Source organism: Streptomyces sp. NPDC097640 (genome assembly GCF_040302705.1).
In the GTDB taxonomy this organism is placed as follows: domain Bacteria; phylum Actinomycetota; class Actinomycetes; order Streptomycetales; family Streptomycetaceae; genus Streptomyces.
Genome location: NZ_JBEOSB010000034.1, coordinates 106074 through 132688, shown reverse-complemented (window position 1 = coordinate 132688; position 26615 = coordinate 106074). Strand labels below are relative to the sequence as shown.

Genomic DNA, 26615 nt, shown 5'->3' with positions numbered 1-26615 from the left:
CGCTACTTGCCCCCGCCGACGGCGTCGACCGTGATGGCGGACGGCGCCGCGTCGTTGGCGGTCGCGTCGTCCTGGCAGGCCGCCAGCGCGAACGCAGCCCCAGTTGAGGGAAGGGGCGGGGAGGGGAATGACCCATCGGCCACCCCCTAGGGTGTACGGCAGACGCAGCGGACAGGAAGGAAGGCCCGGTATGGCGGAGCCCGCGGAGCCCGCCCGGACACGGCGACGCCGGGCCACGGCCGGCTCGCGGGTCGTGATGGCGGATGTCGCCCGGCTCGCCGGCGTGTCCGGCCAGACCGTCTCGCGGGTACTCAACGACCACCCCAGCGTGCGGCAGGAGACCCGCGAGCGGGTGCGGGCCGCGATGGCGGAGCTGGACTACCGCCCCACCGCCAGCGCCCGCACGCTGGCCAGCGGGCGCAGCCGGATGCTCGGCGTGATCTCCTTCGACGCGACCCGCTTCGGCCCGGCCGCCATCCTGGCGGGCATCAACGAGGCGGCCCAGTCGGCCGGCTACCTGGTCAGCACGATCGCGCTGACCGCCGCTGACCGGACGTCCGTGGCGGGCGCGCTGGACCGGCTGCTCGGCGAGGGCGCGGACGGCGTGATCGCCATCGCGCCGCAGCGCTCGGTGAGCCAGGCCCTGGTCGAGTCGGGCCATGACATTCCGCTGGTCACTCTGGACAAGAGCTTCGGGGAGCGGGTCCCGGTGGTCGCCGGGGACTCGGCGTCCGGGGCCCGTCAGGCCACCGAACACCTGCTGCGCCTCGGCCACCGCACCGTCTGGCATATCGCGGGCCCGGTCGGCTGGATCGCGGCGGAGGCCCGCCTCGACGGCTGGCGGGCGGCCCTGAAGGACGCGGGGGCCGTCGCGCCCGAGCCGCTGTTCGGCGACTGGAGCGCGGACTCCGGCTATGAGCTGGGCCGCCGGGTGGCCGGGCGCCCGGAGGTCACCGCCGTGTTCGTGTCCAACGACCAGATGGCGGTGGGCGTGCTGCGCGCCCTGCACGAGGCCGGGCGCCGGGTGCCGGAGGACGTCAGCGTGGTCGGCTACGACGATATCCCCGAGGCCGCGCATCTGCTGCCGCCGCTGACCACCGTCCGTACGGACTTCGCCGAGGTCGGCCGCCGCTGCCTGGCCCTGATGCTGGACCAGCTCCATCACGCGCCCGAGCCCGGGGTCCGGGTGGACATCCCCACCGAGCTGGTCGTCCGCCGCAGCACCGGCCCCGCTCCCGCCCCCGCCGCCGCCGCCGAGAAAGTGAGCTGACCGTCGGCCCCTGGCCCCGTATGCTCCGGAACATGGTGAGGTTGGAACGGCTCCGGGAGGATCACGCCCCGGCCCTGCTGGCTTTCGAGCGGGAGAACAGGGAGTACTTCACACGGTCCATCTCGGACCGTGGCGACGCGTATTTCGCGGAGTTCGCCTCCTACCACCGTCTTCGGCTCGCCGAGCAGGACGCCGGCGTGTGTCACTTCCATGTGGTCCTGGACGAGGCGGGAGAGCTGGTCGGCCGGGTGAATCTGGTGGACGTCGAGGAGGGTGTCGCCGAGCTCGGCTATCGCGTGGCCGAGCGGGCCGCGGGGCGCGGGGTCGCGACGGCCGCGGTGGCGGAGGTCTGCCGGCTGGCCGTCGAGTCGTACGGGCTCACGGCCCTCAGGGCGATCACCACCCGCGACAACCTCGCCTCCACGGCCGTGCTCCGCCGCAGCGGGTTCACGGCCGTGGAGGACATCGAGATCAACGGGCGCCCCGGGGTCGGCTATCGGCTCGGGCTCACCGCCCCGCGCTGACCCACGTACTCCCGTAGATGGCGGGCGGTCAGCGTGTCCGCGCCGGCCACCAGGTCGGCGGGGGTGCCGGTGAACACCACCTGCCCGCCGTCGTGGCCGCCGCCCGGGCCGAGGTCGACGAGCCAGTCGGCGTGGGCCATCACGGCCTGGTGGTGTTCGATGACCACGACCGTGTTGCCGTCGTCGACGAGGCGGTCCAGCAGGGCCAGCAGCTTGTCGACGTCCGCCAGGTGCAGCCCGGTGGTCGGCTCGTCGAGGATGTACGTCGAGGACTTCTCGGCCATGTGGATGGCCAGCTTGATCCGCTGGCGCTCGCCGCCGGAGAGGGTGTTCAGGGGCTGGCCGAGCCGCAGATAGCCCAGCCCGACGTCCACCAGCCGCCCGAGGACGGCGTGTGCCTGCCCCGAGGGGAAGAACTCGTGTGCCTCCGCCACCGACATGGCCAGCACCTCGCTGATGTTCTTGCCGCGCAGCGTGTAGGTGAGCACCTCGGGCGTGAACCGCTTGCCCTCGCACTCCTCGCACACCGAGGCCACCCCGGCCATCATCGCCAGGTCGGTGTAGATCAGCCCGATGCCGTTGCAGTTGGGGCAGGCGCCCTCCGAGTTGGCGCTGAACAGCGCGGCCTTGACGCCGTTGGCCTTGGCGAAGGCGGTGCGGATGGGGCCCAGCAGCCCGGTGTACGTGGCCGGGTTGGAGCGGCGCGATCCACGGATGGGCGACTGGTCGGCCACCACGACCCCGTCCCGCCCGGCCAGATAGCCGTGGATCAGTGAGCTCTTGCCCGAGCCGGCCACGCCGGTGACCACGGTCAGCACGCCGGTCGGGATGTCCACGTCGACGCTCTTCAGGTTGTGCCGGTCCGCGCCCTCGATGGACAGCCGCCCGCGGGGTGTGCGCACCGTCTCGCGCAGCCGCGCCCGGTGTTCCAGGTGGCGTCCGGTGAGGGTGTCGGAGGCGCGCAGCCCGGCCAGGTCCCCGCTGAAGCAGATCTCGCCACCGCCCGTGCCCGCCCCGGGTCCGAGGTCCACGACATGGTCGGCGATGGCGATCACCTCGGGCTTGTGCTCGACGACCAGCACCGTGTTGCCCTTGTCGCGCAGCCGCAGCAGCAGGTCGTTCATCCGTTGGATGTCGTGGGGGTGCAGGCCGATGGTCGGCTCGTCGAAGACATAGGTCACATCGGTCAGGCTGGAGCCGAGGTGGCGCACCATCTTGACCCGCTGCGCCTCGCCGCCGGAGAGGGTGGCGGAGGAGCGGTCGAGGCTCAGATAGCCGAGCCCGATCTCGACCAGGGACTCCAGCAGATGCCGCAGATTGCCCAGCAGCGGGGCCACCGAGGCGTCTTCGATGGACCGTATGAACTCGGCGAGGTCGCTGATCTGCATGGACGAGCACTGGGCGATGTTGACGCCGTCGACGGTCGAGGACAGCGCGGCGGCGCTCAGCCTGGTGCCGCCGCAGTCCGAGCAGTCGGCGAAGACGACGGCCCGGTCCACGAAGGCGCGGATGTGGGCCTGCATCGACTCGCGGTCCTTGGAGAGATAGAGCCGCTGGATCTTGGGGACGAGGCCCTCGTAGGTGACGTTGATGGAGCCGACCTTGATCTTGGTGGACTCCTTGTGGAGGAAGTCCGCCCACTCCTCCTCGGTGAAGTCCTTGAGCTTCTTGTCCGGGTCGTGGAAGCCGGACTGGGCCATGACCTGCCAGTACCAGGAGTTCACGCCGAAGCTCGGGACGGTGATGGCCCCTTCGTTCAGCGAGAGTTCGCGGTCCACCAGCTGATCGACGTCGATCTTCGATGCCTGGCCGAGCCCCTCGCAGGTGGGACACATGCCGTCGGGGGTGTTGAAGCTGAAGGCGGAGGACGTTCCGATGTGCGGGGTGCCGAGCCTGCTGAAGACGATCCGCAGCATGGTGTACGCGTCGGTGGCGGTGCCCACGGTGGAGCGCGAGTTGGCCCCGATCCGCTCCTGGTCGACGACGATCGCGGCGCTCAGATTGTGCAGCCCGTCCACGTCGGGGCGGTTCAGGTTCGGCATGAACGACTGGATGAAGGCCGCGTACGTCTCGTTGATGAGGCGCTGCGACTCGGCGGCGATGGTGCCGAAGACCAGCGAGGACTTCCCGGACCCCGACACTCCGGTGAAGACCGTGAGCCTGCGCTTGGGGATGTCCAGGGAGACATCCTTGAGGTTGTTCGCTCGGGCTCCGCGGACCTGGATCATATGGTGGCTGTCGGCCGGGCGGGGTCCGGACGTGGTGTTCACGGCTTCTCCTCCTGGAACAGGATCTACGTACGCTGTACTCTGTACGGCGTACAGAGTACAGCGGGGGAGCATGGCCGGGAGAGGAACGGTAAACATGGCCAAGGAACGCAGCGGCGCGGGCGACCCGGCCCGCACCCTGGCACTGCTGTGGCGCGAGCCCGCGACCGCGGACGCGCCACCCCGCCGCGGCCCCAAGCAGGTGCTCAGCGTCGACGCGGTCGTCCGGGCCGCCATCGAGCTCGCCGACTCCGGTGGCCTGGAGGCCCTGACCATGCGCGCTGTGGCCCAGCGCCTCGGCGTCACGCCGATGACCCTCTATACGTATGTCCCGGGCAAGGCCGAGCTGCTGGACCTCATGCTGGACTCCGCCTACCTGGAGATGGAGCGCGCCGAGCGCCCGGCCGACCCCTGGCGCGCCAGGGTCGGGGCCGTCGCGCGGGAGAACCTGGAGCTGTGCCGCCGCCATCCCTGGGTGGCGTCCCTGCCCACCACCCGCCCGCCGCTCGGCCCCGGGGTGATGGCCAAGTACGAGCACGAGCTGGCCGCCTTCGAGGGCCTGGGCCTGACCGACATCGAGATGGACGCGGCGCTGACCTTCCTGCTCCAGTTCGTCCACTCCGCGGTCCGCGCCGAGTTGGACGCCCAGGCGGCCCACCGGGACAGCGCGATGTCCGACGCACAGTGGTGGGAAGCCAACGCACCCCTCCTGGCCAGGGTCTTCAACGCCGAGCGCTATCCCCTCGCGGCCCGGGTCGGCAACGCCGCGGGCGAGGCCCACGAGGCCGCGTACAGCCCCGAACACAGCTTCCGCTTCGGCCTGGAGCGGACGCTGGACGGCCTCGCCACGCTCATCGAGTCACGCGGCGGCGGCGCTTGAGGCGGGCCCGCCGGACGTAGCATGGCCGCGATGCACACCATCGAGTTCCGTCTGCGGCGACCCCACCGCTTCCATGTCATCGACATCGTCGTGGACGGCACCGGCCTGCTCGACCTCGTACGCGAGGCGGAGCTTCCGTACGCGGTCGAGGAACAGCGCGAAAGCGCGGCGGACTTCGCCCCCGACCCCGTCCCGCTGCTGGCCGGCGCCTATGCGTTGCCCCGGGCCGACGGCCGCGCCTGGCCCAGCCGCCATCTGCTGGGCGAGCCCGTCGACGGGGCCACCGACGTGTGGCGGGACGACGAGACGCTGCTGCTGACCTGCCCGTGCGGCGTGGACGAGTGCTGGGCGCTGGTGGCCCGGGTCGAGGTGGAGGACGCGGTCGTGCGGTGGTCGGACTTCCGCAACGTCCGCCGCGACGACTGGGACCTCACGGGCCTCGGCCCGTTCGTCTTCGCCCGGCGGCAGTACGAGGCGTCCCTGCGCGCCACCGCGCGAGCGGCGCGGGCGGCACGGACGGCGCGCGTGACACTCTGCCTCAGCGCAGCAGCAGCTGGGCGCCGCCCACCACGGTGGCCGCGATCACCAGCCGCTCGAAGAGCAGCTGGTTGATCCGGTCCGCGATCGCCTTTCCGAGGAACGCCCCGGGTATGACGCACAGGGCCAGGCCCGCGTCCAGCAGCAGCGAGCGTCCGTCGATCAGGCCGAGGCCGACGCTGAAGGGCACCTTGGCGACGTTGACGATCAGGAAGAACCACGCCGAGGTCCCCAGGAAACCGAGCTTCCGGAAGCCCGCCGAGAGCAGATACATCGACATGACGGGGCCGCCCGCGTTGGCCACCATCGTGGTGAAGCCGCCGAGCACCCCGTACGACCCGGCCTTGAGCCGCGCGCCGCTCTGCCCCTGGGCCTGACCTTCTTCTGTCGCCTCTTTCTTCTCCCCGGCCGCCTTCTCCTCCGCCGCCCGGCTCGCCGCACGTCGGCGCCAGAGCGTGACCGCGGCCATGACCAGCAGAATCACCCCGATCGAGACGCGCACCGCGGCGTCGTCGGCCCACAGCATGAACACCGTGCCCGCCACCACCCCGACGGCCACCGCGGGAAACAGCCGCACCAGCGTGGCCCAGTCGGCGTGACGCCGATACGTGTACACGGCGAACAGGTCGCCGATGATGAGCAGGGGAAGCAGAATCCCGGTCGACTCACGGGCCGGCAGTACGGCCGCGAAGATCGCGAGACTGATGGTGTTGGCGCCGCTGACGGAGGTTTTCGAGAAGCCGACCAGCGTCGCCGCCCCGGCGAGCGCGACGAATTCCCAGAGAGTAATGGTGTCCATGCCAGGGGCTTATGCTAAGCCCCCGCTGTTCAGCGCCGTCAGCCACCCGTGCGAAAGCCCGGGACGGCCCCGCCCCGAACCAGCGGCTCGCGGCCCGGCGGCCCGCCGTCACACGGTCGCGGAGGCGAGGAGCGCCAGCTTGTCGGCGCTGTCGGTGCCGGGGTCCGGGTGGAAGACGATGAGGCTCTGGCCCGCCGTACCGCCGATGCCCAGCCGCTCCCGGTTCAGCCGCAGAAGACCGACCTGGGGGTGGTCGATGCGCTTGGTCTCGCCTTCGCACACCACCACGTCGTGGCGGGCCCACAGCCGGCTGAAGCGGGGGCTGGCGAGGGAGAGCTCACCGACGAGCTCGATGAAGCGGGGGTCGTCCGTGTCGGTCCCGACGGACTCGCGGAGCCCGGCGACCATGCCCACGACGGCGTTCTCCCAGTCCGGGTAGAGGGCCCGCTCGGCCGGGTCGAGAAACGCGTCCCGCAGGCGGTTGCCTCCCACCGTGAGGCGCGGTGACACGGCGGCCGCCAGGGCGTTGGCGGCGAGCACATCGAAGTAGCGGCCCTCGACGAACGCGGGCAGCGGGAGCGTGGCCACGAGCTTGGCGACGCCCGGAGGGACGGTCTCCTTCCGGCGCGGGCGCCGGTGCCGCCGGGGTCTGTCGGCGCCAACGCGCAGCAGGTACGCCGCCCCGTCGTCGTCGAGCCGAAGTGCGCGCGCGAGGGACTCCAGGACCTGCGCGGAGGGGTTGCGGTCGCGGCCCTGTTCCAGACGCAGGTAGTAGTCGGCGCTGATACCGGCCAGCATCGCGACTTCCTCCCGGCGCAGGCCCGGCACGCGCCGTACGCCCACCACGGGGATGCCGACCTGTTCAGGAGTGACGAGCTCACGGCGGGCGCGTACGTAATCGCCCAACAGGTTCGGTTCGTCGGTCATCTCGCCACCGTAATGCGCACCGGTGCGCGTGTGCCTGGTCCCGTCACACCCAGGATCGCGGGGGCCCTGGCTCGGCCGGAGCCCGGTCGGCAGCGTGGTCGGGCGACAAGCCCCACAAGCGACAGCGAGGAGCGAAACCATGTCCACGTATCTGCTGGTGCACGGCGCCTGGCACAGCGGACAGTGCTGGGAGCGGGTGGTCCCGCTGCTGGCCTCGGCCGGACACCGGGTGGCCGCGCCGACGCTGACCGGCTACGGCGACACAGTGCATCTGCTGAGCCCCGAGGTAGGGCTCGACACGCACGTCGAGGACGTCGTCACCCTGATCACCGAGCAAGACCTCACCGAGGTGATACTCGTGGGCCACAGCTACGCCGGACTGGTCATCTCGTCCGCGGCCAACCGGATCCCGGACCGCATCGCGCACCTGGTCTACCTCGACGCGATGGTCCCGGAGGACGGCGAGACCGCGGTCGATGTCCTCTCCGTCGCCCAGGCCCAGATCGACCGCGCCCTCAAGTCCGACAGCGGCTGGCGAATCCCGCCGCTCCCCGAGCTGCCGCCGCCCACAGGGCTGTTCGGGGTCACCGACCCGGCGGACGTCGCGTGGCTGCGCACCATGCTGTCGGATCAGCCGGTGCGCTGCCTCCAGCAGCCGGTCCGGCTGGACAACCCGGCCGTCAGCACCATCCCGCGCACGCACATCCACTGCGTCGTCGGCAAGCCGGAAGGCGTCACCCGGCGGCCCGTCCCCGCGATACAGCCCAACGGCACCCCGGCGCGGGTATGGGAGCTGGCGACCGGCCACGACTGCATGATCACCACGCCGGCCGACCTCACCGAACTGCTGCTCCGGCTCGGCTGACCCACGCCACCGCCGGACGCGCCCCGGGGCGAATCAGGCGCCCAGCGCGCCGACGTCGATGCGCGCGAGGCGCTCGGGGTCGGTGAGGATGTCGAGGGCCGTGATCCTGCCGCCCCGGATCGTGAATGCCATGACCGACACCACGCGGCCCTCCGCGATCGCGACCACCCCGGGCGAGCCGTTGACCAGCACCGCGTGCCCGGCCTCCGCGAACCGCGCGAAGGTGATCGCCTGCGAGGCCACATCCGCCGCGCCGCGCCGCAGCAGGCTGGGCCGCAGCGTGCCGCCGTCGGAGCGGGCCACGACATCGGGGTCGAGGACGGCGAGGAGCGCGTCGAAGTCACCGCCGCGCGAGGCGGTGAGAAAGGCGTCCACGACCTCGCGCCTGCGGGCGAGATCGGTGTCGGCCGCGGGCGCGGCCCCCTCCACCCGGCGGCGGGCGCGGCTGGCGAGCTGCCGGGTGGAGGCCGGGGTGCGGCCCAGGACGGGGGCGATCTCGTCGAAGGGCACGGAGAACAGATCGTGCAGGACGAACGCGAGCCGCTCGGCGGGCGCGAGGGTCTGTAGCACGATCATGAGGGCGATGCCCACCGAGTCGGCGACCAGCATCTCCTGCTCGGGGTCCACGCCGCCCGGGCCGCTGACGACCGGGTCGGGCAGCCGGATCACCCCGTCCTGGTCCTCCAGCGGCTCCTCACGGCGCGAACCGCGGGAGCGCAGCATGTCCAGGCACACCCGGCCCGCCACGGTGGTCAGCCAGCCGCCCAGGTTCCGCACCTCGGAGACGTCGGAGCGGCTCAGCTTCAGCCAGGTCTCCTGGACGGCGTCGTCCGCTTCGTTGAGCGAGCCCAGCATGCGGTACGCCACCGCGCGCAGATGGGAGCGGTGCTCCTCGAATCGCTGGGCCAGAAGTTCCTTCTCGCTCACCCGTCACATCCTCGCGGTCCGGTCCGGCAGTGCAGTCGGTACGGTCAGTGCAGTGACGGACGCTACCGGCCCCGCGTCACTCAGTCGCCCGCCCGACAGTTCAGTCCCGTCGGCGCAGTCCCGCGATGAGCAGCCCGACGAGTCGACGTGCGTCGTAGCGGGGATCGTGTTCGGCGCCGATGCAGAGGTTTCCGACGCCGCGCATGAGCTGGTACGCCTCCACGTCCGAACCGATCTCGCCGGCGGCGGCCGCCGCGTCGAGCAGCTGGGTGCACACGGGCAGGAGGCGGTCGAGGAAGTAGGAGTGCAGCGTCTCGAAGCCGGTGTTGTCGGACTGGAGCACGGCGGCGAGCCCGTGCTTGGTGACCAGGAAATCGACGAAGAGGTCGATCCAGCGCGCCAGCGCGGCGTGCGGCGTCTCGCTGCTGGCCAGCAGGGCCGGACCGGCCTCGGCGCAGGCCTCGACCTGGTGCCGGTAGACGGCGACGATGAGATCCGCCCGGGTCGGGAAGTGGCGGTAGATGGTGCCCATCCCGACACCGGCCTTGGCCGCGATGTCGCGCACCGGCGCTTCCACGCCTGACGCGACAAAGACCGCGGCGGCCGCGTCGAGCAGCGTCTCCTCGTTGCGCCGGGCGTCCGCCCGCTTGGACCGGGCCGCGCGCCCCGCGCTATCGCCGCTGTAGCCCACCGGGCCGCTCCCTCCTCCACCCTTCCTTACCGGAACATAGTTCCGTTTGCCCATGATGCCAGAGCGGTGGCCCGACAGCCACTCGGCGGCATGGTTCAATACCGGGCGTGAACGCCCCATCCGTCCTGGCAGATTCGAGTAGCGCATGGCGGAGCCACTAGGCCCCTCGGACCCCCAGCGCGTCGGCTCCTATCGGCTGGACGGCCGGCTGGGCGCGGGCGGCATGGGGCAGGTCTTCCTCGGTACGTCGCCGGCCGGCCGGAACGTCGCGGTGAAGCTGATCCGGCCGGAGCTGGCGGCCACCCCGCGGTTCCGGGAACGGTTCGCCCGCGAGGTGGATGCCGCGCGGCTCGTGGGCGGCTTTCACACCGCACAGGTCGTCGACGCCGACCCCGGGGCCGAATCCCCCTGGCTGGTCACCGAGTTCATTCCGGGCCCCACGCTTCAACAGGTCGTCACCGAGAACGGCCCGCTCGCCCCCGACGCCGTCCTGCGCCTCGGCGCGGGACTCGCCGAGGGCCTGGCCGCCATCCACAACTGCGGCCTGATCCACCGGGACTTGAAGCCCGGCAACGTCATCCTCGCCGACGACGGCCCGCGCATCATCGACTTCGGCATCGCCCACACCTCCGAGGCCGGACCGCTGACCCGCAAGGGCGCCATCATCGGGACCTACGCCTACATGTCGGCCGAGCAGGTGCGTTCCACCCCGGTCTCGCCCGCCAGCGACGTGTTCGCCCTCGGCTCCGTCCTGGTCTTCGCGGCCACCGGCCACAGCCCGTTCGACGCGTCGACCGTCCCGGGGATCATCCACCGCGTCACCAGCGAACCGCCCCGGCTGGACGGTCTCGCCGCGGGCGGCGGCCTGCATTCCCTGGTCAGCGTCTGTCTGGCCAAGGACCCCGCCGGGCGCCCTTCCGCCGCCGACGTCCTGCACCGGCTCTCGGTCACCGGACCGGCCGCGCATCCCTCCACCGCCACCGCCGCCGCCACCGCCACCGCCACCGCCACCGCCACCGCCACCGAACCACGTACGCGACGCACCCTGCTGGTCGGCGGGGTCGCGGCCGCCGCCACGGCCGCGGTCGCCGTCCCCGCGTTCCTGCTCTGGCCGGACTCCGGGCCCGCGGCCGAGCCGAAGGGCGGCCGCGGCGCGACCCCCGCCTCCGCCAAGGACACCACCAACGACACCGCCAAGGACCCCACCGAGCCGGTGGCGCGGCTGGCCGGCCACACCAGCCAGGTCGAATGCCTCGCCTTCAGCCCGGACGGCCGGACCCTGGCCAGCGGCGGCATGGACAACACGGTACGGCTGTGGGACATCACCTCCGGCCGCACCATCACCACGTACCAGGGCCACACCTCGACCGTCCTGACCCTGGTCTACGGCCCGGACGGCCAGACGCTGTTCACCGGCGGCCTCGACCAGACCCTGCGCCGCTGGGACGTGCGCACCGGCGCGCCGATGGGCGTCCTCGCCTCGTACACCGGCCAGTTCGACGGTGTCACCAGCCTGGCGATCAGCCCGGACGGCACGACCCTCGCCGTCGGCCGCGACAACCACCGGCTGCAACTCGTGAAGACAGCCACCGGCCGCCCCACCGCCACCCTCGACGGGCACACCGGGAGCATCCAGGGGCTCGCGTTCAGCCCGGCCGGCAAGACCGTGGCCAGCGTGGCCGCCGACACCGGCAGAGGCCCCGTACGGCTCTGGTCCGCCGACACCGGCCGCCTCATCAGGACCTTCACCGCCGACCGGAAGAAAAACTACTCCTGGGTGACGTTCAGCCCGGACGGGAAGACCCTCGTCGCCGCCGGTCCCGGCATCCGGCTGTGGGACGTGGACACCGGACGCCTCACCGCGACGCTCACCGACCGTCACCCGTACATCGTCGCGGCGGCGTACCGTCCGGCAGGGAAAGCGGTGGTCGCGGGCGCAGGCGGCAACATCGAGCCCAAGGCGAGCGACACCATCGGCAAGACCATCAGCCTCTGGGACGTGTCCGCGAAGCGTGTCGCCACCACCCTGACCGGCGTCATGCCGAAGTCCGACTACACCACCTCGGTCTCGGCGCTGGCGTTCAGCCCGGACGGCACGACGCTGGCGGCCGGGCTCAACCTGAGCGCCGTGTCGGAGGAGTCCGACACCTCGATCCAGCTATGGAAGCTCCCGTAGACGGTGTCTCCCACGGACCTCCGCCTGCCCCCTTCGCCCTCTTCACTCCTCAACGGACGGTACCCATGGACGCGTTGAAGCCCGACGACCCGCAGTGGGTCGGTCCCTATCGGCTGGACGGCCGGCTGGGCGCGGGCGGCATGGGGCAGGTCTTCCTCGGTACGTCGCCCGGCGGCCGCAAGGTCGCGGTGAAGGTCATCCGGCCGGAGCTGGCGGCCACCCCGCAGTTCCGGGCACGCTTCTCCCGCGAGGTGGAGGCGGCCCGGCGCGTCGGCGGCTTTCACACGCCGCAGGTCGTCGACGCCGACCCCCAGGCCGAATCCCCCTGGCTGGTCACGGCGTTCGTCCCAGGCCCCACGCTGCACCAGGTGGTCACCGGGCGGGGCCCGCTCGAAGCCGACGCCGTAATGCGCCTGGGCGCGGGGCTGGCCGAGGGGCTGGCCGCCATCCACACATGCGACCTGGTCCACCGGGACCTGAAGCCCGGCAACGTCATCCTCGCCGACGACGGCCCGCGCATCATCGACTTCGGCATCGCCCGCGCCGTGGACGCCAGCTCGCTCACGGAGACCGGCACGGTCATCGGGACCTACGCCTACATGTCGCCGGAACAGATCCGCGCCGACCGGGCCGGGCCGGCCAGCGACGTCTTCGCCCTCGGCTCGGTCCTGGCCTTCGCCGCCACCGGCCACAGCCCGTTCGACGCGCCGGACCTGGTGGAGGTCGTCCAGCGGATCCTGGACCAGCCGCCCGTGCTCGACGGCCTCGACGGCGAACTCCATGCCCTGCTGACCGCGTGCCTGGCCAAGGACCCCGCCGAGCGCCCGTCCGTCGCCGACCTCCCGGCCCGGTTCGCGGGCCTGCCCACGTCCGGCGGCCGCTCCGCTACAACGGTCCGGCCGCCCGCCGTACCGGAGCGGCCGCCGCTCCCGGCCACCGAGGAGCAGACGCTGCGCGTGGCCGCCCCGGAGGGGACACGGACCGGCACTCCCCCGGAGCAGACGCTGCTCATCGCCTGCCCGGGGCAGTCACGGCCCGCGCCGCCGGCCATCCCGCAGCCGCCCGCGAAGCCGCCCGCGCACGCACCCGAGTGGCCGGCCCCGGCCGCGCCCGGCGCGGGCACGGACGGGGTGACCCGACGCGGGCTCCTCATCGCCGGACTGGCGGGGGCGGCCGTGGCCGCGGCCATCGGGGTCCCGCTCTACCTGCGAGAGGGGGGCGACTCCGGCACCTCCGGCGACTCCGGCACCTCCACGTCCGGCTCCGGATCCCCGTCGGGTTCCGGCGCGGACGGCGTGGTCCTCGAGGGCCCGTCGGGCGTCCAGGCCCTCACCTTCGGCGCGGACGCCAAGACGCTGCTCGCCTCCGGTGACGACGGCGGCATCTGGCGCTGGGACGTACCCGCCAAGCGCGGTACCAGCACGCGCGTCGGCATCCCCCCGTACCTCCAGCCCGCCCTGTTCACCCCGGACTTCAAGCTTCTGGTGAGGGCGGAGAAGAACAAGGTCATCTCGTGGGATGTGACCTCCGGCCGCATGGTGAAGACCTTCGACGGCCCCCCGACCGGCAAGGCCCAGGAGGGCTTCGTCCACTCCCTGGCCCTCAGCCCGGACGGCGAGACCCTGGTCGCGAGCCTCTCCGAGGGCCTGTATGTGTGGGACCTGGCCTCCGGCCGGCAACTCGACATCATCGAGGGCCAGTACGGCGGGCCGCTGGCCTTCAGCCCGGACGGCAAGCTCCTGGTCAGCGCGTTCCCCCTGAAGCTGTGGGAGATGCCGTCCCGCCGGGCCCTGATGACCATCGACGAGTACACCGGCCACCGGATCGCGGTGTTCAGCCCGGACAACCAGCTCCTGGCCATCGCGCAGCTGGACGGGACCATACGGCTGTGGAACGCCGCCACCCGTCAGGACGTCGTCACCCTCAAGGGCCACAAGGACTGGGTCAACGCGCTCGCGTTCCACCCGAGCGGACGCATCCTGGCCAGCGCCGGCCGGGACGAGACCGCCCGGCTGTGGGACACGGCCACGGGGAAGTCGACGGCCACCTTCACCTGCCCCAACTCCCTCGAGGCGGTGGCGTTCAGCCCGGACGGCAAGACCCTCGCGGCGGGCCTAGGCAGCGGCAGCAGCCCCGGCGCGAAGGACACCGTCCGCCTCTTCGCGGTCCCCTGAGCCCCTGCTCCGGCCCTACGCGCGGTCCGGCAGCCGGCCGGTGTAGTACCGCATGTCGTCCGGATCGCCGCCGGGGCGGGCCGCCCACTCGGCCGGCGTCTCGGGCGAGGAGGCGCCGGCCGGCACGGCGGCGGCCGGCCCCGCTGACCGTGCAGCGCGGCGACAGCCCCATGCAACACCTCGCGGGGGCAAGGGGGTCAGTTGACCGGCAGTTCGTTGTTCTCCCGTCGGGAGGCTGTGCCGAGCCATGTACGTGCGACGTCTTCCAGTGATCGGAGCAGCGGATTGGTGTCGTCCGCGCGCGTGACGAGCACGACCTCGCAGGGATCGATGTCGATGACGGGCACCAGGGCGATGTCCTCGCGCACAGCGGCGCGTCGATCGCCGGCAGGGAAGATCGCGACACAGTGGCCCGTGGCGATGAGTTCCAGCTTGTCCTCGTAGCTGTCGTCGATTGCGGGCGGGGGTGGTGCCGGGCGGTCGCCGACCGGCTTGGGCGTGCTCCAGACAACCGGAGTGCTGACGCAGGCCACCAGTTCCTCGTCCGCCAGAGCCCGCAGGCTGACGGGTTTCCCGTTCGCCAGATGATGACTCGCCGACGTGACGAGTACCCGCGACTCCTCATGGAGCTTGGTCACCCGGAAGCCGTCCGTGGGCAGGGGCAGGGGTCCGTATGCGACGAGGGCGTCGACCCGCCCCTCGGCGAGGGCGTGCGTGTCCCGCCAGTCGAGGTGCCGGGTGCGGACCTGGCCGTCGGGGTGCCGGCGGCGCAGTTCCTGCACACAGGCGGTGATGACCAGCCCTTCGGCGTAGCCGACGGTGATGGTACGGGGCTGGACGGCGGCTCTGGCCGTGTGAGCGGCTTGCTCGGCCTCTTGCAGCAGCATCCGGGCCCTGGGAAGGAAGGCCTGACCGGCGTCGGTGAGGCTGCTGCCCTGCGGCGAGCGGTCGAAAAGCCGGACACCGAGCTGAGCTTCCAGTCGCTGGATCTGGCGGCTCAGCGACGGCTGCGCCAGGTGCAGCCTGGTGGCGGCCCGGCCGAAGTTGCCGTACTCCGCCACGACCGTGAAATAGCGCACGAGCCGCAGGTCAACGTCCATTCGCCCAGGGTACGTCGCGCGCCGCCATACGCCTGGGACATGACGGCATACGGAACAGGTCTTGGACATGGTGTGCGGGTGGATATTTGGCTGGAGGGCATGACCACTTATGACGGCAAGAAGATCGTGATCACGGGCGGAAGCAGCGGTATCGGCCTGGCTACGGCCCGGTTGTTCGCGGACGGTGGGGCGCACGTACTGATCACCGGCCGCACCGGATCCACCCTGGACGCCGCGTTGGAGCAGTTGGGGAACAGGGCGATCGCCGTCCGTGGCGACGCCGCGTCCCTGAAGGACATCAAGGCGCTGGCCGACACGGTCCAGGAGCGGTTCGGCGCGGTGGACGCGCTGTTCGTCAACGCCGGCGTCACTGCGTCCGCGCCGTTCGGCTCGACGACGGAGGAAATGTACGACGAGGTGTTCGGCATCAACGCCAAGGGACCGTACTTCACAGTGCAGGCATTGGCGCCGCTGTTGCGCGAGGGAAGCGGCGTGGTCCTCACCACGTCGGTGGTGAACGTCCTGGGCCTCGACGCGCTCAGTGTCTACTCGGCGAGCAAAGCAGCCCTGCGGTCGATGACGCGCACCCTGGCCCGCGAGCTGCTTCCGCGCAAGGTGCGCGTCAATGCCGTGAGCCCCGGCCCGATCGACTCGGGCATCCTGGACCGCTCCTCGCTGCCCGACGACGTCGTCGAGGCGACGAAGGACACCTACCGGAGCACCATCCCGATGCAGCGGCTGGGGACGTCCGAGGAAGTGGCCGCCGCGGTGGCGTACTTGGCGTTCGATGCGACCTTCTCGACGGGAACGGAGTTCCCTGTCGACGGAGGGGCTTCGCAACTCTAGGTGCTCTGAGCGCATAGGTTCGCCGGGGCGTCAGGGCACCCCCGGCGAACCTTCCCGGTCGCAGCAGTAGACATGGCCCCACCCTTGGGGCTGCGCCACAACGGCCCGGCCGGTCAGCGCCTGGGGCCGGTCATGCGGCTCCCTCGCGGTTGCTCGGTTGCTCGGTCTCGGCCCCATTCCGGCGGCAGTGACCGACAACTGGGCCCCGTCGCAACGGGATAGGCTCGGTGGCCCCCGGAAAGGAGACGCGGATACATGGTGGCCGGCTTCCACAGCTTCCATTGGGAAGGCTGCGAACTGCCCGACGCGGAACTGGAGCAGGCGCATGACGAGCTGATGGCTCCGACCGAGGAGCAGGCATACCTCCGCGCCTTCCGCACCCTGCTCCACAGCGGAAACACCATCGCCGCGGGCATCGCGCTCGACCACTTCCAGTACTCCGGGGCGCTGACCCGGTTCGGTGGCGAGAGCGTGGTCGAGCGGTACGGTCCCGACGTACTCGCCGTGGCCCGCGAACTGCTCCGCCGGCCGCCGACCCCCGAGGGCGAGGACACCTTCGCGGGCGCCAACCACGCGAGCGCGCTGAACGCGATGATGAACATCGCCGAACCCGCCGACGTCGATCTCATCGCCGACGCCCTGGCCCTCGCCACCAACGCGAATGTGCGCTCCGCCGCCTGTTCGGCCGCCGCCACCGCGCTGGACGCGGCCGAGACGCCGAGCCCGCGGCTGGTCGCCGCGCTCGGCGCCGTGGTCTTCGACGAAAGCCTTGAGGACATCAGGGAACGCACGGAGGCCCTGGACGCGGTGTTCGAGGCGGACGACCCCGAGGCGACGGCCCTCCTGGTCCGCGCCACCGAGTCGGGCGAGCGCCAGATGCAGGTCTACGGTGCCCTCGGGCTCACCACAAACGGCCGGTTCCATGACCACCGGGAGCATGTCGAGCGGCTGGCGGCCACGTGGCCGCAGGACGCGCAATACCCGGCGAGCCTGGTGCGGGAGGCGCTGACCGGGTTCCACAGCATCTACTGGCTCGGGGCCCGGCTGGACGGCGATCCGGAGCTGGAACGCGCCCACGGGGAGCTGATGTTTCCCACCGGCAGCGAGGACGCCTACCACCGCGCTTTCCGTACCCTGCTCCACAGCGGAAACCCGGTGGCCGTGGGCATCGCGCTCGACTACTTCCAGAGCTGGCAGGGGCTGGGCAACCTCCTTCACGAGGACGAGATCGAGGCGTACGCGCCCGAGGTGGTCGCCCGGGCCTGGGAGGTGTTGCGCGATCCGCCGTCGCCACCCGAGCTGAGTCCGCGTACCGGCGAGGCGGCCAACCACATCAGCGCGCTGAACGCGATCGGCGCCCGCTGGCCGCAACCATCGGACGCGAGGCCGATCGCCGAGGTGCTGGAGCGGGCCACGAGCGACGGGGTGCGCGACAAGGCTCTCTGGGTCGCGTACGGAGTGCTGGACACGGATGACGCGGACGAAGCGGATGAAGCGAATGTCGGGGACGATGGACCCGATCGTGAACGACTTGTCGACATCGTCAGCCGCTTCGTGTTCGACCCGTCCCTGTCCGGCCACCACGAGACCGCACTCCGCGTGCTGGGCGAGGCACTGGGCCCCGAGGCCAACCCGCTGCTGCTGCGGGCCCTGGCCGGCGACGACTGGGACATCCACGTCCAGGCGGCCTGGCGGCTGTCCCGCCCGGAGCGCATCGACGAGCATCGCGAACTGCTCGAAGAGACGGTGGAGGGCTGGCCGGTTGAGGTCATGTCCTCGGCGCACGACGCCGACCTGGTCCGCAGGGCGGTGTTCGGGGGCATGCACAGCGTCCACTGGGAGGACCATCGGCTCGCCGACCCCGGCCTCTACCGCGCACACCGCGAACTGCGCATCCCCGGCGACGAGGACACGTACCACCGCGCGCTCCGCACACTGCTCGACAGCGGCCAGGAGGTGGCCGTGGGCATCGCGCTGGACCACTGGTACCACGACAAGGGCCTTGAGCGTCACTTCGGCGAACAGGCACGCGTCATCGACACCCCGCAGGTGCTGGCCCGCGCCCGTGAGGCGCTGCGCCGGGCCCCGTCACCGGCCGGTGCCAACCACCTGAGCGCGTTGAACGCGCTGCGCGTGGCGCGCTCGTGGGAGCCGGGCGACGCGGCACTGCTCGCCGGCGTGCTGCGGCAGGCCACCGACCCCGAGGTGCGCAGCTGCGCCCTGTACACGGTCAGCGGGTTCCTCTACGAAACGAACACGGCGGACGGCGAGTTGATCAGCACCCTCGGAGCCCTCGCCCGCGACGAGGGCCTTCCCGTATCGCAGCGCACCAGCGCGCTGGGATCACTGCGGGATGCCCCGGGCGACGCGGCGACCGAGGAGTTGGTGCGCGCCACCGGGTGCGAGGATCTGGAGGTGCAGGCCACGGCCGCCCTGGGCCTCACCGACGAGCCCCGGCTGGCGGACCACCGGCCCCTGCTCTCGCGGCTCGTCGCGCGGTGGCCCGCCGAGGGAGCCCCTTGGGCGGCCGATTTCGTACGCGAGGCCCTTGATGCGCAGGACTGACCCTCGGCGCGGCGGAACCAGAACGCGCGGGCTTCACTGCTCGGGTTCGGCGACCACGAGGGCGGCGATCAGGCCCAGCGCCGTCACCGGGTACCAGGCCCGCGTGGACAGACGGCCGACGGCACCGGCGCCCGACGCCGCCCTTGACTCGGCCACCACCCGCCGCGCACCGGCGGACTCCTCCAGCGCCACCGCCCACACGGCATCCAGCCGCGATCGGCGGCCGTCCGCTTCCCGTTCGGCCACAAAGCGCCGGTACGACTCCACTTGGAGCAACAACGCTGTGCCACCGGCGGTGCGGGTCTGGAGTTCCCAGCCGCGGAGCCACAGGGCGATGCCGGTGCCCGCGACCACCGCGCCCGCGACGGCGGTCGGCCACCCCGCCACGTGCGCCCAGGTGTTGAGCACGCTGCCGAAGGTCGTGACGGTCAGGCCCACGAACGCGGCGACGATGCCGTTCCGCCGCGCCGTGCGGGCGCGGCGCTCGCCCGTCGGATCCCAATGGCCGCTGGTACGGCGCCAGTCCTCCAGTTGATCGCCGAGGATGCGCCAGGCGCTCTGGAAGATCTGACTGTGCAGACTCAGGACGAACTCGTCTCGGCCCAGGAAGATGTTGTCGAGCATGGCCTCGGTGGCCGGATCCACCGGTGCGTCACCAGGGACCCGGCGCCACACGAAGGTGAACCGCCGGCCACCGTGGATGGCGACGTGACCGGCGATGGCCGCGTCGAGCAGCCACGCCACCCGTTGCCAGGGCCCGGCTCGCCCGGCGAGCAGGATGCCGGCCTGGATGGGGTTCAAGTCCCCCGGCGGGGCGGAGGCCGGGGTGAGCGGGGCCGGGAGCCGGTCGCGGCCGACGAAACGCAGCACCCACGCCACCAGCAGGGCGCTGCACAGGGCCACGCCTGCCGCCACCAGGGCCGTCGACGCCGGGTCGACGCCCGCGTCACCGTCGGCCGCTCCGGACGGCGGCCGGGGAGCGGACGCCTCACTGGCGGGTCCGCTTCGCGCACCGGAGGCGTACAGCGTGATGCCGCTTCCCGCCCCGAGCTTGTCGACGGTGACGACGAGATGGCCCGGCTCCGGCTTCTCGGGCGTACAGCTCCTCCTGGAGTCCGTGGTGTCCTGCGCACAGCGCGCGTCGGTGAGGTCGTACGGGGCGACGACATGGATCTCGATGTCGTCGCGGTCGACCTCCCACCCGGCGCCGATCGCGGGCCAGACGAGTCTGCCGTCCTGCACGAAGCCCGTGAGCGTGTACTGGACTCGGTAGCGATGGCGGCCCACGACCGTGCGGTCCAGGTCGCCCACGGCGATGCGTGTCCGCAACCCGTCGGTCCTGAGCTCGTGCGGGACCGGGGCGCCGTCCTCGGTGGCGCTGACCCTGCCCACTCCGCCGAAATACCGGATCGGGATGTCGAGGTGGATACCGTTCGGGGTGGCGTCCTGGTATCCGAAGTCGTAGTCGATCACCTCGGTGATCCGGGCACTGCCATCCTTGGCGATGTCGGCGCTGATCCACATCCTCGTCACGCGCTCGGTGCTCGGGTCTGCACCGCCGGCTGACATGACGATCAGGTCGAGCAGCAGCACCGCGAGGAACATCCGCATCAGGCTGCCGCGCCGACGCGGCCGGTCCCCGGTCCGGTACTTGGCTCTCGCCCTGCCTGTCTTTCTCCTCTTGTCCGCTCCCCCGCTCAAGACAAGTCCCCTCTTGCCTCGGGACGCCCCCCGGTCGCCCCATGAGGACCGGCAGCGTACCCGGCCCTGGGGCCCCGCGCAGCCCCGTCATGGCGGAAGCCGAGGTTCAGTCCGACCGGGCCGCCGGTACGGGCGGAGAAGAAATACAGCCAACCCGTGAGCCTCATGTTCCGGGTGTTGCCGCCCACTCGGCACACTCCTAGAGTGGGAGCGCTCCCATGGGCGCACTTCCCACCATCTGGCGTGCCCCGGCAGACGCCTGACTCCATGCCGGTCGGACAGGGGCCGTTGCCGTCGACGCGCGCCTTCCTATGGAGGTCCCCTCATGCGCTTTCATCGATATCGCCCCCGGGCGTGGGTCCCCGCGGTCCTCGTGGCCGTCGTGAGCCTGACGGCCACCGCCCTCGGCACACAGGCAGGCGCCGCGGCGTCCATCACCCCCGGCATCGCCGCCGGCGTCGAGGACGACGGCGCCGACTGCGCCGTGCCCGACCCGAGCGCCTTGACCGCCAACTCCAAGCTCCCCGACCCCTTCACACGGCTCAACGGGACGCGCATCTCCACCAAGTCCGACTGGCGGTGCAGGCGAGCCGAGATCAAGAAGCTCGCGGAGAAGTACGTCTACGGCGAGAAACACGCGAAACCCGCCAGCGTCACCGGGACCGTCTCGAACACCAACATCACGGTGAACGTGACGGACCAGGGCAAGAGCTCCAGCTTCTCCGCGAACGTCGAACTGCCCAGTGGTTCCGGCCCCTTCCCGGCCGTCGTGGTCGTGGGCGGATTCGGCGCGGACACCGCCACCATCAAGGCCTCCGGCGCCGCCGTCATCAGCTACGACCCCCTCGCGGTCGGCCGGGAGGGCACACCGCGGAACAACAAACAGGGCGCGTACTACAGCATCTACGGCTCGCAGAGCAGCACCGGAGTGCTCATGGCCTGGGCCTGGGGCGTGAGCCGGATCATCGACGTCATCGAGCAGTCCGGCGGCAACATCCTCAAGGCGGACGCGATGGGCGTCACGGGTTGCTCGCGCTACGGCAAGGGCGCCTTCGCCATCGGCGCCTTCGACCAGCGGATCGCGCTGACCATGCCGATCGAGTCGGGCACCGCGGGCGTCCCCATCTTCCGCGGGATTCCCGGGGAGAGCGGCTCCCAGCCCCTGAGCAGCGCGTACTCGGAGCAACCGTGGCTGGGCGACGCGTTCGGCTCCTTCACGGGCAACCCGGCCACGCTGCCACTGGACACGCACGAAATCGTGTCCATGGTGGCGCCACGCGGACTCTTCATCATGGAGAACCCGCACATCGACTGGCTGGGCGCCAAATCGGGGAGCGTGGCGGCCCTGGGTGCGGCGGAGGTCTACAAGGCGCTCGGCGCGGCAAGCAACATCACCTACTGGTCCGACATCCAGGACGGCAACCACTGCGCCGTCAGGTCCGAGTGGAAGACCCCTCTCCAGCAGAACATCCAGAGGTTCCTGCTGAAGACGGGCAACGCCCCCGGCACGATCAGGATCTCGGGCAAGAAGCCGGGCAACCTCTCCGAATGGCGAACCTGGCAGACCCCGACCCTCACTGATTAGCCCAGCGGCGAGTGATTCGAGCGCCCCGGCTCCGTCGGGGCGCTCCGGCATCCCGGGCGCTACTCGGCCACGCCCGCAAAGCCGTAGTACAGCCCGTGACCCGGGACCGGCAGCCCCACGGGGAGAGGTAGGCCGGTCAGCTCAGGCACGGCGACGTCATCCCATGACACGGTCGTGTCGACGAGGTGACGACGCAGGTCGACCGAGCTCACCTCCGCGCCGTCCACGTACGTGGTGAGAGTGGGGGCGCCGCTGAGCCCGGAATCCAGCGCGAACCACTCATCGCATGCCCAGCGGATCTCGTCGGCGTCGGACGCGACGATGGTCGAGCTGTACCGCACGCTTCCACTCCACGCCTCGTCCTCGAACACATGGAAGCTGTAAGCGGCCTCCGCCGCGGCCGGTTCGCGGCGCACGCCGAGCAGCACAGCCAGCTCGTCCAGTCCGGCCTCGGCGACGCCGCCGACGGGACCGGCCGCGCGGATCCGGGCGTACAGTTCCTCCGCCTCGATCTGCCGCCGTCTGACGGTGCCCTCGTCCTCCCCGCAGTCCTCCATGACGTCGGGATGCATGTCCAAGACGGCCTCCCAGTAGGAGATCTGCTGGGCCAGACGCCCGGTCAGCAGCGTCAGGGCCTTGGTGTCATCGGGCCGTGTCCCCACCGCGGCGCGCAGCCAGCGCTCCTCGGGCCAGGTCTGATGACCGTCGCCGGGTCCCCGCGGTTCCGAGGCCGTCAGGCACAACAGTCGCCCCAGCTCCAGCGCGGCGCGGCCATCGCCCTCCATCGCGGCGGTCCGCAGCCGTGTGATCGTTTCCGCAGTGATCGCCATGCGCTGACGCTACTTGAGGCGAAGCGATCTCCGGCTGCAAGGATGAAGCCATGGCGAAGTCCCAACCGATCAACTACATACGGGTTGCTGAAGTCCTCACCGAACTCGGCATGATCACCCATGAGACGGCTCAAGGCGTCATAGACGACTTCGGCGACCTCGCGTACGGCGAACTGGAAACAGACCATGAGATAGCCGACTCGCTCGAATCCTTCGGTGTGGCCGTCTGCATCCACGCCGATGACGTCGACTTCGCCGACCAGGCCTACGAAGGGCTCCTGGAAGAAGCCGCAGCCCTCACCGGAGGAAGGGTGACCGTCGACAACTACCGCTTCGAGAAGGAAGACCCGGACGACGAGGACGACGGTCGCGGGACGCTGTACTTCGAGCGCAACGGCAAAGAGCTCCTCTTCTCCATAGAGCAGGAGTCGAACGACTATTTCGACATGGGCGCGGCTCAGGCCGCCATCGAAGCACTCAGCCCCGACGACGACCCTCGGGCCTTCCGCTGCGTCGACGGCGGCCCCGACACCCTCGGGCACGACGATGTCATGGTCCTGGCCACCGCCGAGCAGCGCGAAGGGCTCCTCCAGCACCTCGGCATCACATTCCACGAACCGTGCTGAGACAACCCACGGAGCGGTTCAGCGATACCAGGGGACGTTACGGTCGCGGTGCAGCGGGCACGCGCAGGGCGGGAACTGGCTCGACTGTAGGGGCGCGAGCTTGTCCTTGATCATGACGATCACCTTGCCCAACTCCTCCGTGACCGCGCCGGTTTCCGAGGACACGCGGTACACGCGCATGGTCATCCGGGGGCCATCGGGTTCGGCCTGCGTACGGCGGGAAATCCCCTTGCGGCGGGGGGTGACGCGCTCGGTAGCTTCATCCATGTCGACCTGCTCCTACTTCGGGTTGACCGCGCCCCGGGGCCGCGCACACGGCCGCCGGGGTCCCTTCCTTCCACGGCCAATTACGGTGAGTGCGCTCATCGTTGCGCTCCGGCACGTATGCTCAAAAGAGGCAAGTGGTCCCGGTGAGATCAGCGGGACATGGAGGGATGACCGATGCCATTTCAGCCACGCGAGCTCTTCCCCGACCGCTCCGCGCGCGACCTGTTCGGCGCGGAGATCCGCCGCCACCGCGAGAAGGCGGACATGTCTCTGCGGCGGCTGTCGGAGGTACTGAACTACAGCAAGTCGCACCTCGCGAGGATCGAGGCGGCGGAGTGCCTCCCGTACGACGATCTCCCGGCGAAGCTCGACGCGTGCTTCGGTACGGATGGGTTGTTCGCGCGGCTGCACGCGCTCGCGAAGAACGAACCGTTTCCGGGGAAGTTCCGCCGCGTGATCGAGTTCGAGAAGCAGGCCGTTGCCATCGAGCAGTACTCATGCGCGACTATCCCTGGTCTGCTTCAGACGCCTGACCTGGCGAAGGAGTCGTTGCGTTGCGGGAACCGCCATGCCCCGGACGCTGAGATCGATGCAATGGTGAAGGCGCGTATCGACCGGCAAGCACGGCTTGCCGAAGCCAAGCCGCCTCGCTGCTGGTTCATCCTCGACGAGGCGGTGCTTCGCCGAGCGGCCGGCGGGACAGAGGTGATGCGCCGGCAGATGGCGTCCCTGCTCAAGCGGGGGACACAGTCACACGTAACTCTTCAGATCCTGCCGTTCAGCGCTGGCCAGCATGCGGAGGCGGGCGGTTCGCTGACGCTCTATACGGTGCCCGAGGCGCCGAAGGTGGCCTACGAAGAAGGCAGCCGCTCCGGGACCATCATCGAGGATCGGGACACAGTGGCGGAGCTCCAGGGGAACTACGATCTGCTCAGGGCCATGGCCCTCCCGCCTCGCGACTCCGAGGCGGTGATCCGAGCCGCTATGGAGGACTGGTCCTCATGCCAATCACCCCGGACCTGAGCGTCGCCACGTGGCGTAAGAGCAGCTACAGCAACAACGCGGGCGGCGAATGCGTCGAGGTCGCCGACAACCTCCCCGACATCGTCCCCGTCCGCGACTCCAAGAACCCCGACGGCCCCGCCCTCATATTCCCCTCCCACTCCTGGGCCACGTTCATATCCACCCTCAAGGCTCCCACCGCCTAACCTCGCGCTTTCATGAGGTGGGCCGTCCGGGGCTTGATCGTACATACGGACAGAACTCGTGACCTGCAACGACGGTGGGGCCTGCCGAGAGTCCTGTCGGCTGCGACGAGGGAAGCACTTCCCGGGTGAAGAAGCCAGCTGCGCCCTACCACGTGTCCGTGTCGAGGATGGCGGTCGTGGGTCGGCGCGGAGGCCCGAGCTCTGTCTTGATCGAGTCGGCGCGTGTTCTCCCGCCTGCCGTAACGTCATGCCCCATCGGGAACAGGACCGACGGGGGACTGCGAACATCGCCTGCCAGCGGGCAGGGGCTACGCTATGGCCCACGGCCACCGCACGGTCTTCAGGAGTCCACACAACCCCCGATGATCACTCGGTGGCTGTTCCTGCTCTCACACAGGGCCCACCGCATAGAGACCAGGAAGCCGGAAGGAACGCTAGAGGGACGTCAAGCAGTACAGCTGCTCATCGTTCGCGCGGGCTTCTCTGGCGAACCGTGTCAGCCGCCTGACCAGGGGCAGCAGCTCATCCGCCTGGGTCCCGTACGTGCGTACCGCATCGGAGCGTGCCCACCGCGCGGCTACCTCGGGCAGCCCCGCTTTTGGGACACCCGCCAGCGTGTCCCGGACACCGGCGTCGAACTCCCACACCCATGGGCCCGTCGCCCAAGGATCGTCCTCGACAGGTCCATCGGGCCCGGGAGGGGGCGTTATCGGCCACACCATGGTCTGCTTGACCAGCTCTCGGCTCATCGGCACCCGCCTGATGACCGCGATGAGCTCGGGCAACAGGCTGTCGTCATCCATGCCGGTGGCGTCGACTTTCCCGAGGGCGGAGAGCCCTTCGCCGAAAGCCGGTTCACCGAGTTCGTCGTCGGCCAGCTCAACGTCCAGCAGACCCATCTCAAACATGTTCCGCTTCGTCTCCTCCTCCATGGCCCGCACGACAACCTCAGCACCGGGAGCGCGAAGATAGTCGGTCAAAATACCCAAGACAGCCTCCAACTGATCGGTTCAGTCGGCTGACACCAGATCACGAGGCACCGACAACGGGACAACGCCGCCAGGGCACGATGACCCACGGCCGCCATCACTGCACGATCGGATGGCCGTCACTGCCGAGCAGTCCCTACTGGCGTGCGAGGAGGCCGGAGGCGGTCAGTGCCGTGGTGCGGCGGACCAGGTCGGTGAAGTCCAGGCGCATGGCGGCGAGCGATGGATCGGAGGCGTAGGCGGCCAGCATCTCTGGGGAGGGACGGCTGCACTGCCATGCGGTCATGGCCATCAGCAGAGTGGTCTCGGCCAGTGTGGCGGCATCGTCGGCGGTCAGTTCGGGAAGGTGCCGCCGGGCGAGCCCGACCAGGGCGTGTAGCGACTGCTGGGCTCTGCGCTTGTGCCGGATGCCGGCGTCGGCGGAGATGTTCTGTTCCAGCACCGCGCCCTGCGCGCTGAGCAGATCACACAGCACGGGGCGTTGCGCCATCGAGGTGGCCAGAAGATCGGCAAGGTGGTCCCCGCGCTCTCGCGGCCCACCCCGACCGGGGCGGGGCGCCTGCTCCAGTTCGGCGAGCCAGTCCGCGATCTCCGCGTCCAGCAGATCGAGCAGGACCGCCTCGCGCGATTCGAAGTAGCGCAGCACGTTCGCCTTGGCCAGGCCGACACGGCGGCTCAGCTCATTCAGGCTCAGCCTGGCAACCGGCATCTCCGTGAGCATCGCGGCCGCGGTGTCCAGAATCTGCCGCCGCCGCTGGGTGCGCTGTTCGTCGGTCCGGGCACGCTGGAAGGTCATCCCCACATATTACAGACCGGCGGTACTTTGCTAAGTGACCGCCGGTACTTTACTCTGGACCGGAG

Annotated in this window: 25 protein-coding genes; 13 read left to right on the top strand and 12 right to left on the bottom strand. The window is 70.7% G+C overall.

The genetic code is table 11. The features are described 5' to 3' along the window. Positions 1–2: 2 nt before the first annotated feature. On the bottom strand, positions 3–143 hold the full coding sequence (locus ABTY62_RS39505) for a hypothetical protein (protein WP_352134200.1): 141 nt from the start codon (positions 141–143) through the stop codon (positions 3–5). Between the two features lie 47 nt (positions 144–190). Between ABTY62_RS39505 and ABTY62_RS39500 the strand changes: the two genes are divergently transcribed. Continuing rightward, positions 191–1270, top strand: a complete 1080-nt coding sequence (locus ABTY62_RS39500) for a LacI family DNA-binding transcriptional regulator (RefSeq protein WP_352134199.1) — start codon at positions 191–193, stop codon at positions 1268–1270. Positions 1271–1302: 32 nt separating this feature from the next. Continuing rightward, entirely contained in the window at positions 1303–1794 is a 492-nt protein-coding gene (locus ABTY62_RS39495) for a GNAT family N-acetyltransferase (protein ID WP_352134198.1), read from the top strand. Here ABTY62_RS39495 and ABTY62_RS39490 read toward each other — a convergent pair. Continuing rightward, entirely contained in the window at positions 1764–4022 is a 2259-nt protein-coding gene (locus ABTY62_RS39490; protein ID WP_352134210.1) for an ATP-binding cassette domain-containing protein, read from the bottom strand. The genes ABTY62_RS39495 and ABTY62_RS39490 overlap by 31 nt on opposite strands. Positions 4023–4158: 136 nt before the next feature. Here ABTY62_RS39490 and ABTY62_RS39485 point away from each other — a divergent pair, with 136 nt between their 5' ends. Both ABTY62_RS39485 and ABTY62_RS39480 read left to right on the top strand, forming a co-directional pair. Next, positions 4159–4941 (top strand): TetR/AcrR family transcriptional regulator, encoded by a 783-nt coding sequence (locus ABTY62_RS39485; protein WP_352134197.1) that lies wholly within the window; start codon positions 4159–4161, stop codon positions 4939–4941. 30 nt (positions 4942–4971) lie between these two features. Beyond that, on the top strand, positions 4972–5553 hold the full coding sequence (locus ABTY62_RS39480; RefSeq protein ID WP_352134196.1) for a hypothetical protein: 582 nt from the start codon (positions 4972–4974) through the stop codon (positions 5551–5553). On the opposite strand, the gene ABTY62_RS39475 is transcribed toward ABTY62_RS39480, so the two are convergent. Beyond that, entirely contained in the window at positions 5480–6277 is a 798-nt protein-coding gene (locus ABTY62_RS39475; protein WP_352134195.1) for a sulfite exporter TauE/SafE family protein, read from the bottom strand. The genes ABTY62_RS39480 and ABTY62_RS39475 overlap by 74 nt on opposite strands. Before the next feature lie 108 nt (positions 6278–6385). Beyond that, complete coding sequence (locus tag ABTY62_RS39470; protein WP_352134194.1) at positions 6386–7204, bottom strand: helix-turn-helix domain-containing protein; 819 nt, start codon at positions 7202–7204, stop codon at positions 6386–6388. 139 nt (positions 7205–7343) lie between these two features. Between ABTY62_RS39470 and ABTY62_RS39465 the strand changes: the two genes are divergently transcribed. Beyond that, the gene (locus ABTY62_RS39465; protein WP_352134193.1) at positions 7344–8069 is read left to right on the top strand and encodes an alpha/beta hydrolase; all 726 of its coding nucleotides are present in this window, start codon (positions 7344–7346) and stop codon (positions 8067–8069) included. Between the two features lie 33 nt (positions 8070–8102). On the opposite strand, the gene ABTY62_RS39460 is transcribed toward ABTY62_RS39465, so the two are convergent. Beyond that, entirely contained in the window at positions 8103–8996 is an 894-nt protein-coding gene (locus tag ABTY62_RS39460; RefSeq protein ID WP_352134192.1) for a sigma-70 family RNA polymerase sigma factor, read from the bottom strand. A 100-nt stretch (positions 8997–9096) separates the two neighbouring features. Further along, complete coding sequence (locus tag ABTY62_RS39455; protein ID WP_352134191.1) at positions 9097–9687, bottom strand: TetR/AcrR family transcriptional regulator; 591 nt, start codon at positions 9685–9687, stop codon at positions 9097–9099. 145 nt (positions 9688–9832) lie between these two features. Between ABTY62_RS39455 and ABTY62_RS39450 the strand changes: the two genes are divergently transcribed. Together ABTY62_RS39450 and ABTY62_RS39445 are read left to right on the top strand one after the other, a co-directional pair. Beyond that, positions 9833–11863, top strand: a complete 2031-nt coding sequence (locus tag ABTY62_RS39450) for a WD40 repeat domain-containing serine/threonine protein kinase (protein WP_352134190.1) — start codon at positions 9833–9835, stop codon at positions 11861–11863. 65 nt (positions 11864–11928) lie between these two features. Next, positions 11929–14037 (top strand): WD40 repeat domain-containing serine/threonine protein kinase, encoded by a 2109-nt coding sequence (locus tag ABTY62_RS39445; RefSeq protein WP_352134189.1) that lies wholly within the window; start codon positions 11929–11931, stop codon positions 14035–14037. A gap of 197 nt (positions 14038–14234) precedes the next feature. On the opposite strand, the gene ABTY62_RS39440 is transcribed toward ABTY62_RS39445, so the two are convergent. Further along, the gene (locus tag ABTY62_RS39440) at positions 14235–15137 is read right to left on the bottom strand and encodes a LysR family transcriptional regulator (RefSeq protein WP_352134188.1); all 903 of its coding nucleotides are present in this window, start codon (positions 15135–15137) and stop codon (positions 14235–14237) included. Positions 15138–15236: 99 nt separating this feature from the next. Between ABTY62_RS39440 and ABTY62_RS39435 the strand changes: the two genes are divergently transcribed. Both ABTY62_RS39435 and ABTY62_RS39430 read left to right on the top strand, forming a co-directional pair. Further along, positions 15237–15983 (top strand): SDR family oxidoreductase, encoded by a 747-nt coding sequence (locus ABTY62_RS39435; protein WP_352134187.1) that lies wholly within the window; start codon positions 15237–15239, stop codon positions 15981–15983. Positions 15984–16238: 255 nt separating this feature from the next. Further along, entirely contained in the window at positions 16239–18548 is a 2310-nt protein-coding gene (locus tag ABTY62_RS39430) for a hypothetical protein (RefSeq protein WP_352134186.1), read from the top strand. A 33-nt stretch (positions 18549–18581) separates the two neighbouring features. On the opposite strand, the gene ABTY62_RS39425 is transcribed toward ABTY62_RS39430, so the two are convergent. Next, positions 18582–20153: a DUF2207 domain-containing protein gene (locus ABTY62_RS39425; RefSeq protein ID WP_352134185.1), complete on the bottom strand. Its 1572-nt coding sequence runs from the start codon at positions 20151–20153 to the stop codon at positions 18582–18584. A gap of 421 nt (positions 20154–20574) precedes the next feature. Between ABTY62_RS39425 and ABTY62_RS39420 the strand changes: the two genes are divergently transcribed. Continuing rightward, positions 20575–21834 carry a glucuronyl esterase domain-containing protein gene (locus ABTY62_RS39420; RefSeq protein ID WP_352134184.1) on the top strand — a complete coding sequence of 420 codons (1260 nt, stop codon included), beginning with the start codon at positions 20575–20577 and terminating at the stop codon, positions 21832–21834. A gap of 59 nt (positions 21835–21893) precedes the next feature. Here ABTY62_RS39420 and ABTY62_RS39415 read toward each other — a convergent pair whose 3' ends face one another. After that, positions 21894–22664 (bottom strand): hypothetical protein, encoded by a 771-nt coding sequence (locus tag ABTY62_RS39415; RefSeq protein WP_352134183.1) that lies wholly within the window; start codon positions 22662–22664, stop codon positions 21894–21896. 50 nt (positions 22665–22714) lie between these two features. Here ABTY62_RS39415 and ABTY62_RS39410 point away from each other — a divergent pair, with 50 nt between their 5' ends. After that, positions 22715–23290 (top strand): type III secretion system chaperone family protein, encoded by a 576-nt coding sequence (locus ABTY62_RS39410; protein ID WP_352134182.1) that lies wholly within the window; start codon positions 22715–22717, stop codon positions 23288–23290. An 18-nt stretch (positions 23291–23308) separates the two neighbouring features. On the opposite strand, the gene ABTY62_RS39405 is transcribed toward ABTY62_RS39410, so the two are convergent. Next, the gene (locus ABTY62_RS39405; protein WP_352134181.1) at positions 23309–23557 is read right to left on the bottom strand and encodes a hypothetical protein; all 249 of its coding nucleotides are present in this window, start codon (positions 23555–23557) and stop codon (positions 23309–23311) included. Between the two features lie 174 nt (positions 23558–23731). On the opposite strand from ABTY62_RS39405, the gene ABTY62_RS39400 reads away from it, so the two are divergent. Continuing rightward, complete coding sequence (locus ABTY62_RS39400) at positions 23732–24580, top strand: helix-turn-helix domain-containing protein (protein WP_352134180.1); 849 nt, start codon at positions 23732–23734, stop codon at positions 24578–24580. Beyond that, positions 24559–24765: a DUF397 domain-containing protein gene (locus ABTY62_RS39395; RefSeq protein ID WP_352134179.1), complete on the top strand. Its 207-nt coding sequence runs from the start codon at positions 24559–24561 to the stop codon at positions 24763–24765. The genes ABTY62_RS39400 and ABTY62_RS39395 overlap by 22 nt, the downstream gene beginning before the upstream one ends. Before the next feature lie 434 nt (positions 24766–25199). Here the strand turns inward: ABTY62_RS39395 and ABTY62_RS39390 are convergent, their stop codons facing one another. Continuing rightward, positions 25200–25754, bottom strand: a complete 555-nt coding sequence (locus ABTY62_RS39390) for a hypothetical protein (RefSeq protein ID WP_352134178.1) — start codon at positions 25752–25754, stop codon at positions 25200–25202. Between the two features lie 136 nt (positions 25755–25890). Then, positions 25891–26550: a TetR/AcrR family transcriptional regulator gene (locus ABTY62_RS39385; protein ID WP_352134177.1), complete on the bottom strand. Its 660-nt coding sequence runs from the start codon at positions 26548–26550 to the stop codon at positions 25891–25893. Positions 26551–26615 lie beyond the last annotated feature (65 nt).